Origin of the sequence: Ruegeria sp. HKCCA5463, from assembly GCF_013034175.1 — a bacterium.
Taxonomy (GTDB): domain Bacteria; phylum Pseudomonadota; class Alphaproteobacteria; order Rhodobacterales; family Rhodobacteraceae; genus Ruegeria.
Map to the genome: position 1 here is coordinate 74,139 of NZ_WQFL01000007.1, position 13,818 is coordinate 87,956.

Annotated in this window: 14 protein-coding genes and 1 pseudogene; 6 read left to right on the forward strand and 9 right to left on the reverse strand. The window is 57.1% G+C overall.

The features are described from left to right. Nucleotide 1: 1 nt before the first annotated feature. Nucleotides 2-1,459 carry a cobyric acid synthase gene (locus GOW09_RS15200; protein WP_171119460.1) on the reverse strand — a complete coding sequence of 486 codons (1,458 nt, stop codon included), beginning with the start codon at nucleotides 1,457-1,459 and terminating at the stop codon, nucleotides 2-4. A gap of 62 nt (nucleotides 1,460-1,521) precedes the next feature. Here GOW09_RS15200 and GOW09_RS15205 point away from each other — a divergent pair, with 62 nt between their 5' ends. After that, the gene (locus GOW09_RS15205; RefSeq protein ID WP_171119461.1) at nucleotides 1,522-2,091 is read left to right on the forward strand and encodes a cobalamin biosynthesis protein CobQ; all 570 of its coding nucleotides are present in this window, start codon (nucleotides 1,522-1,524) and stop codon (nucleotides 2,089-2,091) included. Nucleotides 2,092-2,178: 87 nt separating this feature from the next. Here GOW09_RS15205 and GOW09_RS15210 read toward each other — a convergent pair whose 3' ends face one another. Continuing rightward, entirely contained in the window at nucleotides 2,179-2,499 is a 321-nt protein-coding gene (locus GOW09_RS15210; RefSeq protein WP_037310273.1) for a DUF6280 family protein, read from the reverse strand. Between the two features lie 218 nt (nucleotides 2,500-2,717). Here GOW09_RS15210 and efp point away from each other — a divergent pair, with 218 nt between their 5' ends. Next, a complete protein-coding gene (gene efp / locus GOW09_RS15215; protein ID WP_152457470.1) occupies nucleotides 2,718-3,281 on the forward strand; it encodes an elongation factor P in 564 nt (187 codons plus the stop codon). Nucleotides 3,282-3,335: 54 nt separating this feature from the next. Here the strand turns inward: efp and GOW09_RS15220 are convergent, their stop codons facing one another. Next, nucleotides 3,336-4,277, reverse strand: coding sequence for an ABC transporter transmembrane domain-containing protein (locus GOW09_RS15220; RefSeq protein WP_171119462.1), 942 nt, complete (start codon nucleotides 4,275-4,277; stop codon nucleotides 3,336-3,338). 113 nt (nucleotides 4,278-4,390) lie between these two features. Further along, complete coding sequence (locus tag GOW09_RS15225) at nucleotides 4,391-5,128, reverse strand: folate-binding protein YgfZ (RefSeq protein ID WP_171119463.1); 738 nt, start codon at nucleotides 5,126-5,128, stop codon at nucleotides 4,391-4,393. A gap of 73 nt (nucleotides 5,129-5,201) precedes the next feature. On the opposite strand from GOW09_RS15225, the gene GOW09_RS15230 reads away from it, so the two are divergent. Then, the gene (locus GOW09_RS15230; RefSeq protein WP_171119464.1) at nucleotides 5,202-5,876 is read left to right on the forward strand and encodes a TIGR04283 family arsenosugar biosynthesis glycosyltransferase; all 675 of its coding nucleotides are present in this window, start codon (nucleotides 5,202-5,204) and stop codon (nucleotides 5,874-5,876) included. A gap of 7 nt (nucleotides 5,877-5,883) precedes the next feature. On the opposite strand, the pseudogene GOW09_RS15235 reads toward GOW09_RS15230, so the two are convergent. After that, nucleotides 5,884-6,639, reverse strand: a pseudogene (locus tag GOW09_RS15235) (hypothetical protein); the annotation flags it as partial. A gap of 103 nt (nucleotides 6,640-6,742) precedes the next feature. On the opposite strand from GOW09_RS15235, the gene GOW09_RS15240 reads away from it, so the two are divergent. Then, nucleotides 6,743-7,513 carry an alpha/beta hydrolase gene (locus tag GOW09_RS15240; protein ID WP_171119465.1) on the forward strand — a complete coding sequence of 257 codons (771 nt, stop codon included), beginning with the start codon at nucleotides 6,743-6,745 and terminating at the stop codon, nucleotides 7,511-7,513. 98 nt (nucleotides 7,514-7,611) lie between these two features. Next, entirely contained in the window at nucleotides 7,612-8,451 is an 840-nt protein-coding gene (locus tag GOW09_RS15245; RefSeq protein WP_171119466.1) for a DMT family transporter, read from the forward strand. A 39-nt stretch (nucleotides 8,452-8,490) separates the two neighbouring features. On the opposite strand, the gene GOW09_RS15250 is transcribed toward GOW09_RS15245, so the two are convergent. Beyond that, on the reverse strand, nucleotides 8,491-8,838 hold the full coding sequence (locus GOW09_RS15250) for a hypothetical protein (RefSeq protein ID WP_171363114.1): 348 nt from the start codon (nucleotides 8,836-8,838) through the stop codon (nucleotides 8,491-8,493). A gap of 144 nt (nucleotides 8,839-8,982) precedes the next feature. Here GOW09_RS15250 and GOW09_RS15255 point away from each other — a divergent pair, with 144 nt between their 5' ends. Continuing rightward, nucleotides 8,983-9,594 (forward strand): hypothetical protein, encoded by a 612-nt coding sequence (locus GOW09_RS15255; protein WP_171119467.1) that lies wholly within the window; start codon nucleotides 8,983-8,985, stop codon nucleotides 9,592-9,594. Between the two features lie 83 nt (nucleotides 9,595-9,677). On the opposite strand, the gene GOW09_RS15260 is transcribed toward GOW09_RS15255, so the two are convergent. From GOW09_RS15260 to parE, 3 genes are all read right to left on the reverse strand, one after another. Then, nucleotides 9,678-10,646, reverse strand: coding sequence for a UDP-glucuronic acid decarboxylase family protein (locus GOW09_RS15260; RefSeq protein ID WP_171119468.1), 969 nt, complete (start codon nucleotides 10,644-10,646; stop codon nucleotides 9,678-9,680). Nucleotides 10,647-10,971: 325 nt separating this feature from the next. Continuing rightward, complete coding sequence (locus GOW09_RS15265) at nucleotides 10,972-11,796, reverse strand: hypothetical protein (protein ID WP_171119469.1); 825 nt, start codon at nucleotides 11,794-11,796, stop codon at nucleotides 10,972-10,974. Next, nucleotides 11,789-13,747 carry a DNA topoisomerase IV subunit B gene (parE, locus tag GOW09_RS15270; RefSeq protein WP_171119470.1) on the reverse strand — a complete coding sequence of 653 codons (1,959 nt, stop codon included), beginning with the start codon at nucleotides 13,745-13,747 and terminating at the stop codon, nucleotides 11,789-11,791. Before parE ends, GOW09_RS15265 begins: the two co-directional genes overlap by 8 nt. Nucleotides 13,748-13,818 lie beyond the last annotated feature (71 nt).

Consider the following 13,818-nt stretch of genomic DNA (forward strand, 5'->3'; position numbering starts at 1 on the left):
CTCAGCCGCGCTGTGGTGGCTGTGCCAGGCTCAGCATCAGGTCAAGATTCATGTGGCGCTCTAGATGATCGGCCAGATCATCCAGCGCCTGCTCTACCCCGTCTTCGTAGGCAATGTCCGACGTCACGCCCAGCGTTGACAAATAGCGGGCACGAAATGCGTCTGACGAGAAAATTCCGTGCAGATAGCTGCCCTTGACCCGGCCGTTGCTGCTGGCGGCGCCTTCTGGTCTGCCTTCGACCTCAAGCCATGCGCGGGCGCGGTCCGGGCCGTCGGTATGGCCCATGTGGATTTCGTATCCGCTGACCGGTTCTCGGTCTGGTAGGGCATGGGCGGAACGCAGGATGACCTGTTTCTGCCCGCCCATTACGGTATCGACGTTCAGCAACCCCAATCCATCAACTTTGCCCGGCCGGCCGTCCACGCCATCAGGATCGGAAATGGTCTTGCCCAGCATCTGATAGCCGCCGCACAACCCCAGGACATGTCCACCGCGGCGAACATGTGCATACAGGTCGATATCCCAGCCCTGTGCACGAAAATAGCTCAGATCTCCGATCGTGGACTTGCTGCCGGGAAGCAGAACCAGATCCGCATCGCCGGGCAGGGGACGCCCGCCGGGGATGACCTCGACGCTCACGCCGGGCTCGGCAGACAACGGATCGAGATCGTCGAAATTGGCCATACGCTCCAGTTGGGGCACAACGACCTTGCACGCGCCGCCGGTATGGGAACGGATGTCCATCATGTCTTCGGCCGGCAGTTTCCAGGCGTCGTGAAACCAGGGCACAACCCCAAGGCAGGGCCAGCCTGTTCGGGCCGAGATGTCATCACGGCCTTCGTCAAACAGGGACACATCACCCTTGAAGCGGTTGATGGCAAAACCCCTGATCTGCGCTACGTCGCCTTCGCCCAGAACGGCCTGAGTCCCAACGATCTGCGCAATCACCCCGCCACGATGAATGTCCCCGACCAGAACGACAGGGATGTCCGCTGCACGGGCAAATCCCATATTGGCGATGTCACCTTTGCGCAGGTTGGTCTCAGCCGGGCTGCCAGCGCCCTCGATCAGAACCAGATCAGCGTCGGCGCAGAGCCTGTCAAAGCTTTCTAGCGCTGCGCCCAGTAGCTTGGATTTGTCCTTGCGATAGTCACCGGCCTTCATCGTGCCAGCGCGCTGCCCCTGAACGATAATCTGCGCGCCGGTATCCGTCTCGGGTTTGAGCAGAATAGGGTTCATGTCCGTGTGCGTTTCCCGCTTTGCCGCACGGGCCTGAAGGGCTTGTGCGCGGCCAATTTCGCCACCGTTTTCGGTGACGGCTGCATTGTTCGACATGTTTTGTGGTTTGAACGGCGCGACCCGAAGGCCCCGGCGCGTGTAGGCGCGCGCCAGCCCCGCCACCAGAACCGATTTTCCGACATTGCTGCCGGTCCCTTGAATCATGATGGCGCGAACCATGCCTTGTCTCCTATAAGTCTGGGCGCAGATGATCTGATTTGAGCCGAAAGGGAAAGCCCCGGATGAATACGCCTGCGCATCTTTTGATCGGGGCTGCCGTGTTCGCCCGGCCGCCGCAAGGGCCTGTCCTCTGGGCTGCGCTGCTGGGAGCGTTATTGCCGGATCTGTCCCTATACGTGATGGCGGGCGTATCCCTGTTTGTTCTGGGCATCCCCGAGCAGGTGGTCTTCGGGCAGCTTTACTTTTCCCCGGCGTGGCAGACCGTATTCGCCATAGACAATTCCTTTATCCTATGGGGGCTGGCATTCCTGCTGGCAGTCTGGAGAGGTTGGCATGTTCTGGCTGTCGGTGCAGCGGCGGGTCTGTTGCATCTTGCGACAGATTTCCTGCTTCATGCGGGCGACGGACGGCCACAGTTCTGGCCCATCAGCGACTGGGTGTTCCAAAGCCCTGTCAGCTATTGGGACAGCGACCATCATGCTTTGTGGGTGGCACCGGTGTCAGCCTTTGTCTGTCTGGCTGCATATGTTCTGCTGTGGCAGCGTGGATTGCCGGTTTGGGGCAAAGCCCTGTTTGCAACCATGCTGGCGGCTGAATTCTGGGTGGTGCGTCAATGGTTGTTGTTCTTTTGAGCCATTGGCTTCATACCTGACGATCAGGTATAGAAAAACGCGCTCTGACAGGCAGAGCGCGTTTGTTCAATCCAAATCTACCTTGGTTCAGGCAGCTTCGGCCTGCTGTGCAGCGTTGCGGCGTTCGCTTTCTTCCCGCGACAGGGCGACCGAGGTACGGACGCCGCGTCCAACGAATTCCATCAATCCGCTTACAACCCGTTCGTTCGGGTCAATTCCTGCGCAGGACAGAACTTCGCGCCCATCGCGCGAACGCGCCCAGCGGGCGATTTGTTCGGGGCCATTGCCGTATTTCTTGTCATCGGCGATAGCATCATCAAGCGCAGCCAGGACAACGGCCGCGAAAAGTTTGCGCGCACGATTGCCTTGCTCATTGTTAAAGGCAGTGCCGTCAACGAAATCTCTCATCTCGTCTTCCTTGTTGTTCTTGCTCTTGCATTTTCGGCGTGAGGGTCCTTATGACCGATTAGGTGCGATTCGGATACAGCTAAAATGCATAGTTGCGTTGCGTCACTTGCATGGCTCGCTGCACCTGCAGCACTAGGTGTCGTTGTCTTGTCAGGTGTGATCCCGCCAGATATAGGGACCGCAACTGATGCATCAACCGTTTGTGAAGGATTTATGTAATGCCCAAGATAAATGGGAACGAAATTCGCCCCGGCAATGTGCTTGAGCATAACGGTGGCCTGTGGGCAGCGGTCAAGGTCGACCATGTTAAGCCGGGCAAAGGCGGGGCTTTTGCACAGGTAGAACTGCGCAACCTGCGCAATGGCTCGAAATTGAACGAACGCTTCCGCTCGGCGGACAAGGTCGAACGCGTGCGTCTGGAGCAAAAGGATCAGCAATTCCTGTATGAATCCGACGGAATGCTGGTGTTCATGGATTCAGAAACCTACGAACAGATTGAATTACCAGCAGAATTACTGGGTGACCGCCGTCCGTTTCTGCAAGATGGCATGACCATTGTTGTCGAATTCTACGAAAGCGAGGCGCTGAACGCGACGTTGCCGCAGAAAGTGACCTGCAAGATCGTCGAGACCGAACCGGTGGTAAAAGGTCAAACGGCGGCGAACTCTTTCAAGCCCGCGGTGCTGGACAATGGCGTGAAAGTCATGGTTCCCCCCTTCATCGGCCAGGACGAAATGATCGTCGTGAACACGGAAACGATGGAATATTCCGAACGCGCGTGACGTTTCGTCACGTTACGCATCAGACCGCGCGGGCGCCCGCCGCGCGGTCTTTTCTTATGCGTTGGGTCGATAGCGATAGCGGGTTGGATCCGGGCCGAACAATTCCAGCATCAATTCGTATTTGATACGATTGGCGCTGACCTGACGATAGAATGCGATCAGAAAGGCAGTGGGTCCCTGAATGCGGCTGAGCCCACTGGTGGCGGCCACCACGGTGCCCACATCCGTTTTGCCGTGCAAGACCAGATATCCCCCCAGCATCAGGATGCCGACGGTGCCGGCCCCGTTGATCACGCTCAGCAGGAACTTTGCCGAAAGTTTCCACAGGAACATCCGCCGCCGCGTGTCGTAAATGTCATCGAACATGATGTTGATATCCCGCTCAACGGCTTCGATATCCTCGGTCGTCAGTCGGTCGGTGGCACCGCGCAGAATGCGAACCCGTTCCGCCACGAAAGTGTTCACTTTGCGCTGCGAGACCAGAACGATGATGATTTGCGGCACGATCATTGACAACGCAATCAGCCCCAGACCTGGTTGCGTGGACGAGATATAACCGATGACGCTGATCAGCGTTCCAATCTGAACGACCGGATCCGAAAAGGCTCCACCGGCAAACTTGCCCAACTCTTCGGCTTCGGCCGAAATGGCGGTGGTCATGGTGCCTTTGCGCAGGCCTTCGTCTGAATCCTTCAGGTCGGTCGAACGCCAAAGCAGGCGTTGGCGGATCAGCCGGATCATGTCTTCGCCCAAGGTTCCGGCGCGATAGCCCAGTACCCATTTCAGGGCGAGGCTCAGCAGGATGACGGCCATCATGCCGATGCCCAGTTGGATCAGTTTTTCAGTCCCGACATCGTCGGATGTCAGGTGATTGACGATGTCGCGCTGAAACTCAAGCGGCACGGCGGCAAGGCCCGCAATTGCGACGGACAGCATGATGAGGATGATCTGCCGCCCCGCACTGGCGCGCCAGATCGCGGAATAAAGTCGAAACATGCGGGTATCCGGTTCGTCCTGTTTGCCTGCACTTTGGCAGTGCAGGACAACGGGTTCAAACTTTTCGATACAAGCTGATGCGCGGGTCGTGCCGATTTGGCAACAAGGTGGGCTCAGTCCTCCAGGCGCACTGTGGCGTCTCCGGCCTGCATCTCAGGGCCTGCACGATCAAATCGCAGATACGCGATCCCGTTTCCGCCGGCCTGTGTGTACAATGTTCCGACAGGTTTGCCATTTGCACTGATCTCGGTCCCCACCGGGGCCGAGCCCTGGACAACGACGCGTCGCAGACCTTTGCGCAATTCGGTTTTGTGCTTCATGCGCGCGGTCACTTCCTGCCCGACATAACATCCTTTTTTGAAATCCACGCCATTCAGCGCTTCGAAGCCGGATTCCAGGATGTAACTGTCCGGGGTCAGTTCAATGCCTGACTCGGGAATGCAGTGCCGGACGCGCAGTGCATCCCAGTCGGTTCCATCATCGCCCTCGGGTTCGGGGGAGTAGTTGCGCCAGCCCATGTCCGGGTGGCGGGGATCGGGCAGGGCGGTTTCCGGCGCAGCTTTGGTGCCGCGTTGCAGGTTCAGATCGGTTCCCTCGATCGTCACATCCGCACGCAGCTTGTACATCGTCAGACGTTTGACCAGATCATCCGCAAGGTGTTCGGCCACATCCAGAAGAACTCCGTCGCCATCTCGTTTCAGGAAGAAATCCGCCAGGTACTTTCCCTGCGGAGTAAGCAGAGCGGCGTAGACCAACCCGTTGTCCAACCCCTTAATGTCGTTGGTAATCAGATCCTGCAAAAAGCTTTCGGTATCCGAGCCGGACAGGCGCAGTATGCGGCGGGTGGGCATGGCTTGGTCCTCGTCATTTCCTCAGGCCTCGTGATATAGGAAGTTCCGATGCCAAGACCAGAGGTTATCAGACGTGCCCGCGCCTATTACCGTCGTAATCCCGACCCTCAACGCTGCCGACGCTTTGCCCGAATGTCTTGGGGCTTTGATGGAAGGGGTGCATGCCGGGTTGATCCGGGAATTGATCATCAGCGATGCCTGCTCAACCGATCACACGCCGGGTATTGCGGAAGAGGCCGGTGCGACGGTCGTGACCGGCCCACCATCCCGAGGCGGCCAGCTGCGCCGAGGGTGCGCGCAGGCCAAAGGGGATTGGCTGCTGATTCTTCATGCGGATACAGTGCTGCAACAGGGGTGGAGCGAGACCGTCAGCGCCCACCTGCCTTCAGCCAAACCTGCCGCGTTTCAGCTGGCGTTCCGCGCGCGCGGGATTGCGCCGGCCTGGGTGGCTGGCTGGGCCAATCTGCGCAGCAGGATGCTGGGATTGCCCTACGGAGATCAGGGATTGCTGGTTCCGCGTCACACCTATCAAGCGGCAGGCGGGTTTCCCGACCAGCCGTTGATGGAAGATGTGGCTTTGGTGCGCGCGTTGCCAAAGGTAACTGTTCTGAGCACACGCGCCTTTACGAGTGCGGAGCGGTATGAGCGGGCGGGCTGGATTCGGCGCGGTGCTCGGAACCTGTGGACTCTTCTGCGTTACTTTCTTGGGGCTGACCCGCAAGCTTTGGCGCAGACGTATCGTCGCTGAGCGTGGTGCGCAGCTCGACCACGGATTTCCCCAGCCGAAACGGTGCCGCAAAACTGACAAGGCATAGGGCCACGATTTGCAGGACAAGAATATGAGCATTGTCCTGTAGGTATTCCCATTCTTCTTTCAACTTCCCGACCTGCGCGATCAGGTCATCGTAGCTCTGCGCAAGTATCAGGTAGTCGCCCGCAATCGCGGGAACCTTGCGGCGCATGTTGTCAATGGCGGTCTGTGTGTTTTCGTCCAGTGATGTGAAGACTAGAAACTGGTCGATGTCAAAGGCATCGGCCTTGGCGGCCATGTCACGTATTTCGTCCTTTTCGTCCTTGGACTGACCGCCAACCAAGAAGTGAAGCCCCTGTAGGGGGGCCACTTCGTTCGTGACCGCGATGAACAGGGGCAGTTCCGAGTTGCTGGCGGTCGAAGCTGAAAGGAACTCAACCTTTTCGCATAATACGGCGGTATCCGGATCATAGGCCGGATCACAGAACCGCAGGCGGAACCGGGCCGCATCCCTGTCAAATGCCAGCGTCGCGGCATAGGCCACGTCGATCTGTCGGTCCAGTCGCGAGCTGTCCGAGGTGTAAAGCCCGGCCAAAACAGCCACCAATGCCCCAATGCCACCCAACACAACCCATACCAGATCAGCCAGTTTCCACGCCCGGTGACCTGCCGGTTTGCGAAACAGAAAGGCAGTGCCGATAGAGCCGATGACAAAGAACAGGATCAGCAGGGGCAATTGATTGTCGGTCACAAAACTCATGCGTCCAATCTTAGGACCTGTGCTTCGACCTGCAACAGGGATCACGGGCAGTTGTAACGTCTTACCATATCCCCATACTGTAGGCAGCGCAGGGGGGACTTCGATGACCAAAGAAATCGTTCTTATCCACGGAGCATTTGCCGGACCTTGGTGCATGCAGGATTACGCGGCCTTCTTTCGGGACCGAGGTTGGACGGTTCACGTTCCTGCCTTGCGTTACCATGACGGTGATCCGAAAGCGGACCCCGACCCGGGTCTGACCGATACCAGTGTCATGGACTACACCAATGACATCGCCGATTTTGTACAGGGACTGGACCACAAACCTGTCATTTTGGGGCATGCCATTGCTGGGGTGGTGGCGCAACAAGTGGCGTCTCGTGGTTTGGCCAGTGCCATCGTTCTGATCAATCCCAATGCGCCTTGGGGCACTTTGCCCGAAACCGATGATGAACGGGCTGTACCGCGCACCTTGATGGAAGGCGGCCCATTCTGGAAGCAGCCGATGCGGGTCGGGTTCGATTTGATGGCCCCATTCGCCTTGAACAAGATGGATGAGGCGCAGCAGCACGCTGTATTCGATCAATTGGGCGCGGAAAGCGGGCGCGTGATGTTTGAAATGTTCTTTTGGATGTTCGATGACCATCACGCGATCAAGGTTGATTTCGACAAGGTTGACTGCCCGGTTCTGGTGGTCTCGGGTGCCGAAGACAGGGCTGTTAACCCCGATACCTGCCGCGCACTGGCAACGCGCTATGGGGATCGCGGAACCTTTTTGCTGGTCAAAGATCATGCGCATTTCCTGTTCATGGAGCCGGGTTGGGAAGGGCCGGCCTCGAAGATCGAGAAATGGCTGACAACCCAGGTGATCTGAAACGGACTTGACAACGATCCACCCTTTGCAGACATGGCGCCAATTAAATGGGGCAGTTGACCCTTTTGGCGCGAAATCTCTGCGGGAAAGGTCCGGACATGACCCTGTTCGTTGTCCTTATTATTCTTTTAGCTGCTTTGCTGCACGCGGTGTGGAATGCAATCGTGAAGACAGCGGCGGATCGAACCACCATGCTGGGTTTGGTCGCTTTGGGTCAAGTGCTGCCTGCGGCGGTCATGGTGATGCTGCTGCCGCTGCCAAACCCTGAGAGCTTTGTTTACATCCTGCTCTCGACCGTTGTGCATTTCGGCTATTACTTCATGCTGGGCAAAGCCTATCAGCATGGTGATCTGAGTGTGGTCTACCCCATCGCCCGTGGAATTGTCCCGGCGCTGGTTTCGCTTTGGGCAATGGCCTTGGTCGGAGAAGTGCTGCCTTTTCAGGCCTGGACCGGTATCGCCCTGATTGCCCTGGGTATCCAGCTGAGCAGTTGGAAAGCTCTGTGCTCGGGCGTTGGGCGCAGCGCACTGATGTTTGCGCTGGGTACCGGGTTCTGCATTTCGGTCTATTCGGTCGTTGACGGGATCGGTGTTCGGCTGTCGGGTAATACGCTCAGCTATTGGGCGTGGGGTGCGTTTCTGCACCTGTTCATTGCCGGATTTGTCGGGGTGCGGAAACGTGCGACCCTGAAAGACCTGCCAGCCAAAGTGTGGATGATCGGCATTCTTGGCGGGCTGGTATCGATGACAGCTTATGGTCTGGTACTGTACGCCAAGAATTTTGCACCGCTGGGCGCGGTTTCGGCGCTGCGGGAAACTTCGGTCATCTTTGCCGCACTGATCGGGTTCGTATTCCTCAAGGAAGGCAACTGGGCGCGACGGTTGGGGGCCGCGGTGCTCATGGCCTTGGGTGTCGCCCTGATCGGAATGGCGGTCTGATCCGGCTAAAAAGCCCCGGGCGACAGTGATATTTCTGGCTTAGCGGCCGACCTGAAACGTGCTTTGTGGCTTCCAGTGCATGGTGCCCTTGTCGCTGCTTACACATCGCAGCAGGCGTTCCTCGCGCGTGTTGATCGTGTCAGTGACCGTATTGTCGCCAAAGATCACGATGAAGGAATCCGGTGAATAAGCCAGCCCCTTGTAATAGCAAAACCGTGTTTCCGCCCCGTCCGGGATCGGAGATGCCAGGCTAAGCGTCTGTTGCGCCGGGGCCTGGGTCGCCAGCATGGCGAAGGCCAGCCCATAGGTCAGTGTTTTCATGTCGTCCTCTCGTCCTGCAAATCGGTTGTCGATCAAAAAGGGTTTGGACGCCCGGACCTCAATCATGGTTTCTTGTTTCAGCAAGTTTGAACGAGATCAACGGGTTAGGCAACGAAAATCCTACACGCGCAGCGACAAGCCAAGGGGGCGATTTTTACGGTTGGTCACTTCTGTGGTAACATGGCCGCATTGTTTAAGGAGAATTGAGAGATGTTCAGACCCTCTGTGGGAGCGATTATGGATGTCATGTCCCAAAAAGGTTTTGTGGTTTTCGACACCCCAACTGTCGATTGGAACCTGAACATAGTGGGCATTCGCGCCCACCCGGTTTCACCCAAGAAATTCGATGATGTCATGACGGTGTTCCACCGGTTTCTTGGCGTTTGGGATATAGCGTATTACCCGATGACGGCCGATCCCAGCGATCATTACCTGAAGAACCCGATAAACCCGGATGGGACGGCCATTCTGGCGCCGGGGCAATATCGGTCCTGCTACAAGATCGATATTCATAAACGAGGCCGGCCCGGAGGCCATAAGGCGCTGTGTCAAAGGCTGGGAACCGTTACCGTGTTTCGGGACAACAACAGGGATGGAAACCTGAACCTTGTTAATCCTCAAAGCGGGATGTTCGGCATAAATCTGCACAAGGGGCCAAACAACGGTGACGATGACACTGCGAATACGATCTATTCCGCCGGGTGTCAGGTATTCGCCGATCAGCGTCACTTTGCCGAGTTTCTGCTGAAATGCGAAGCCGGGCGCGACGCGTTTGGCAACAAGTTCACCTATACGCTGCTGGATCAGGCAGATTTCGAATAAGGCGATGCTTTGCGAAGGTTCTGCAAGCGCCGGGGCAGGACAGGGACTGGGGGCGTGCCCGGATTCTAAACCGGGCCTTGGCCCTAGGTCTCGCCTTCGGCCTGAAGATCGCGGAAATACCGGATGGTTGCGTGCAACCCTTCTTTCAGTTGCACTTTGGGCTCCCAGCCCAGCAGGGTCCGCGCCAGTGTGATATCGGGCTGGCGCTGCTTCGGGTCATCCTCTGGCAACTCCTTGAAACTGACAGGGGTCTCGGCCCCCACAAGGGCCTGCACTTCGCGGGCCAGCTCGTTCATCGAGAATTCGTTGGGGTTGCCCAGATTGACAGGGCCGGTCACGTCCGCGCCGGTCTCCATTAGGCGGATGAACCCTTCGATCAGATCATCCACGTAACAGAAAGACCGGGTCTGCGTACCGTCGCCAAAGATCGTGATCGGATCACCCGTCAGGGCCTGCATGATGAAGTTCGACACGACGCGCCCATCTGCCGGGTGCATTCTGGGCCCGTAGGTGTTGAAGATGCGGGCGACCTTGATCTCCAACCCCATCTGCCGGTGATAGTCGAAGAACAAGGTCTCGGCGCAGCGCTTGCCCTCATCATAGCAGGATCGCGGGCCAACCGGGTTGACGTTGCCCCAATAATCTTCGGTCTGCGGATGGATGGTCGGGTCGCCATAAACCTCGGAGGTTGAGGCCTGAAAGATCTTGCATTTCAGCCGCTTCGCCAGACCCAGCATGTTGATCGCACCGTGAACGCTGGTCTTGGTCGTCTGCACCGGATCGTGCTGATAATGCACGGGTGAGGCCGGGCAGGCGAGGTTATAGATCTCGTCCACTTCCACAAACAGAGGGAAGGTCACATCATGGCGCATGAACTCGAACCGCGGGTTGCTGTGCAGATGGTCGATATTGCGCTTGGTGCCGGTGAACAGGTTGTCGACGCACAGAACCTCATGCCCCTGATCCAGAAGCCGGTCGCACAGATGCGAGCCCAGAAACCCGGCCCCACCGGTTACGAGAACACGTTTTCGACTGTCATAAAGGCGGGCCATTGCAAATCCTTAATCGTTAAATCCAAGCCAGCTTGCCACGGGGACGCCGGTTCTTGGTTTGATTAGTAAACCGAAGAGGTTTGAATTGCAGCAGATTTTGGTTTTTTGAGGGCGCGTGTGGTGTTGGTGTGTCTTCCTGTCCAAACAATGCTTGATGCGCAGCATCAAGCACGAGCCCGAGCCGCCCCCATGGGCGGGCGCGTTCCGCACACACCCTCGGGCCGGGCGCGAGGGTTGTGATTAGCTATTATGGGTGTTCACACCCATGATGATGAAAAAAGTTCAATAGGCGTTAACAAATGCCTGGTGTTCGCTTCGTGTACGTTTAATTCTTAATCTTAGCCTCGCATTCAAAAGTAACGGTTTCACTAGTGTGCAGGTATTCCTCTTTGGAAATGCCAAAAAACCTTCGTAGGTAGGGATCTAACTTTCGTGGAAGAACATCCATAAGGATGGGGATTGACGCAAGGAAAATAAAAATGGGAGTGACCGTTCTAAACACCTTGTAGCCAAGGCTGGCAGTTTCGGAGCCATCGAGTGGAGGAAAATACTGAAATATCAAAATAAAACTTGCTAAAACGAGTACAATGCTCATCAGTCCAAATTGCCAAGTATCAGATGGCCTAAGATACTTCTTGGCTGCAAGACTTGGTAAGTTCTTTAAGTCACCATGCAAGTGCTTTTGGATGGCGCTATCATGTGCAACATAAATAGTCAGAGAGTTTCCCCGGGGAATGTAAACGTCCGATAGAATAATTGCTTCTTGTTGATCCGACAACATCGCGTGAGAACCGTTGTTGCTGTCAATCACTATGCTAGAAAACACAGTGTTTTTGTTCTTCTTGGGAATCGCGATAGGCTTGGCGAAATCTTCATCTGTCAAAACAACATCGGTGTTGTTCAACAACGTGATGACATCAGTCACTAGGCTATGGCCCTTCGCTTCCCCATTCGAAATGGTTATGTCGAACCCCTTAGGTAAGTTGGTCTTTATTCTTTCCTCTCTTACCCATTGAAAGAAGAGTTTCTTCTTTTTCCTTTCTTTGTGACCTCTGAGCCAAAAGAAAGCTCCAAGAATTGAGATCGTACTAGCTACGCCATTGATGTAGTCACCGTTGTTTGCATAGAGAGAGGACAGAAATTCAAACATCCAACTCCTCAACAAACCGCGCGTTCTCCTGAATGTACTGGAACCGCAGTTCGGGTTTTTTGCCCATCAGTCGCTCGACCAGGTCGCCGGTTTCGCCGGGTTCGTCTTCGTCAATGGTGACCCGGATCAATTTCCGGGATTTAGGGTCCATCGTGGTCTCTTTCAGGTCCTTGGCGTCCATCTCGCCCAGACCCTTGAAGCGGGACACGTCGATCTTGCCCTTGCCTCCCAGACCTTTCTCAAGCCACTCGTCGCGCTCGGCCTCGTCCAGGCAGTAAACGCGTTTGGCGCCTTGGGTCAGACGATACAGGGGCGGGCAGGCCAGGTACAGGTGGCCCGCGTCGATCATCGGGCGCATCTGGGTGAAGAAGAATGTCATCAGCAAGGACGCGATATGCGCCCCGTCCACATCCGCGTCGGTCATGATGATGACCTTGTCATAGCGCAGATCGTCGAGGTTGAACTTGCTGCCCAGCCCCACGCCCAGCGCCTGTGTCAGGTCGTTGATCTCGGCATTGGTGCCCAGTTTCGAACTGGCTGCGCCCAGCACGTTGAGGATCTTGCCGCGCAAGGGCAGTAGGGCCTGCGTTTTGCGGTCGCGCCCCATTTTGGCCGAGCCGCCGGCCGAGTCGCCCTCGACGATGAATAGTTCGGTGCCTTCGCGTGTTGAACTGGAACAGTCCACCAGCTTGCCGGGAAGACGAAGTTTTTTAGTGGCGGACTTGCGTTGTGTTTCCTTCTCGGCCCGTCGGCGCAGGCGTTCTTCGGCCCGCAGGATCAGGAAGTCGAGGATCGCGCCGGCGGATTTCGTGTCGGCGGCCAGCCAGTTGTCGAAGTGGTCGCGGACCGCGTTTTCCACCAGCCGCTGCGCCTCGACCGTGGCAAGGCGGTCTTTGGTCTGGCCGACAAATTCCGGCTCGCGGATGAAGCAGGACACCAGTGCGCAGCCCCCTGCAATCAGGTCTTCCCGCGTGATCTGGGCGGCTTTCTTGTTGTTGATCAACTCGCCATAAGCCTTGATCCCCTTGAGGATTGCGGCCCAGAACCCGGCCACATGGGTGCCCCCTTCGGGCGTGGGGACGGTGTTGCAGTAGGATTGGATGAACCCGTCGCGCGAGGGCGTCCAGTTGATCGCCCATTCGACCTTGCCGGGGGTTCCGAATTTCTCCTGAAAATCCACGGTTCCGGCAAAGGGTTGGTCGGCATAGGTCGATGAGCCATTCATCGTCTCTTTCAGGTAGTCCGACAGCCCGCCCGGGAAGTGGAAGGTGGCCTCGGTGGGCGTCTCGCCGTCATCGATGGCGGATTTCCAGCGAATCTCGACGCCCGAAAACAGGTAGGCCTTGGACCGGATGGATTTGAACAGGCGGGCGGGTTTGAACCGGTGGTGGCCAAAGATCTGGTCGTCAGCGTGGAAGGTGACTGTGGTACCGCGCCGGTTGGGGGCGGCGCCGACCTTTTCCACTGGGCCCAAGGGGACACCGCGCGAGAAACGTTGTTCATAAAGTTGCTTGTCGCGGGCCACCTGAACGACCATCGAATCCGAAAGCGCATTCACCACCGAGGCGCCCACGCCGTGCAGACCACCCGAGGTCTGATACGCTTTGCCCGAGAATTTGCCACCCGCGTGCAGGGTGCACAGGATCACCTCGAGTGCGGATTTGTCGGGGAACTTGGGGTGCGGATCGATCGGAATGCCGCGCCCGTTGTCGCGCACGGTCAGGGCGTAATCGGCGTGAAGTTCCACCTCGATCCGGTTGGCATGGCCTGCCACTGCCTCGTCCATCGAGTTGTCGAGGATCTCGGCCACCATATGGTGCAAAGCGCGTTCATCCGTGCCGCCGATATACATACCAGGTCGCTTGCGGACCGGTTCCAAACCTTCGAGCACCTCGATCGAGGAGGCGTCATAAGTTGTGGTCGCTTCTGGCGTCAACAGATCGTCGGGCATGGGTGCTGCTCTTGTTTTTGAGTTTCCCCCATTATGGCAGGTGATGTGGTCCGGGGGAAGAGGGGCGCGAG

Excerpts from the sequence above, each read along its gene's own strand:
- GOW09_RS15200 (WP_171119460.1), bottom strand. The coding sequence starts at position 1,459 with ATGGTTCGCGCCATCATGATTCAAGGGACCGGCAGCAATGTCGGAAAA.
- GOW09_RS15205 (WP_171119461.1), top strand. The coding sequence starts at position 1,522 with ATGAATACGCCTGCGCATCTTTTGATCGGGGCTGCCGTGTTCGCCCGG.
- GOW09_RS15210 (WP_037310273.1), bottom strand. The coding sequence starts at position 2,499 with ATGAGAGATTTCGTTGACGGCACTGCCTTTAACAATGAGCAAGGCAAT.
- efp (WP_152457470.1), top strand. The coding sequence starts at position 2,718 with ATGCCCAAGATAAATGGGAACGAAATTCGCCCCGGCAATGTGCTTGAG.
- GOW09_RS15220 (WP_171119462.1), bottom strand. The coding sequence starts at position 4,277 with ATGTTTCGACTTTATTCCGCGATCTGGCGCGCCAGTGCGGGGCGGCAG.
- GOW09_RS15225 (WP_171119463.1), bottom strand. The coding sequence starts at position 5,128 with ATGCCCACCCGCCGCATACTGCGCCTGTCCGGCTCGGATACCGAAAGC.
- GOW09_RS15240 (WP_171119465.1), top strand. The coding sequence starts at position 6,743 with ATGACCAAAGAAATCGTTCTTATCCACGGAGCATTTGCCGGACCTTGG.
- GOW09_RS15245 (WP_171119466.1), top strand. The coding sequence starts at position 7,612 with ATGACCCTGTTCGTTGTCCTTATTATTCTTTTAGCTGCTTTGCTGCAC.
- GOW09_RS15250 (WP_171363114.1), bottom strand. The coding sequence starts at position 8,838 with ATGATTGAGGTCCGGGCGTCCAAACCCTTTTTGATCGACAACCGATTT.
- GOW09_RS15255 (WP_171119467.1), top strand. The coding sequence starts at position 8,983 with ATGTTCAGACCCTCTGTGGGAGCGATTATGGATGTCATGTCCCAAAAA.
- GOW09_RS15260 (WP_171119468.1), bottom strand. The coding sequence starts at position 10,646 with ATGGCCCGCCTTTATGACAGTCGAAAACGTGTTCTCGTAACCGGTGGG.
- GOW09_RS15265 (WP_171119469.1), bottom strand. The coding sequence starts at position 11,796 with ATGTTTGAATTTCTGTCCTCTCTCTATGCAAACAACGGTGACTACATC.
- parE (WP_171119470.1), bottom strand. The coding sequence starts at position 13,747 with ATGCCCGACGATCTGTTGACGCCAGAAGCGACCACAACTTATGACGCC.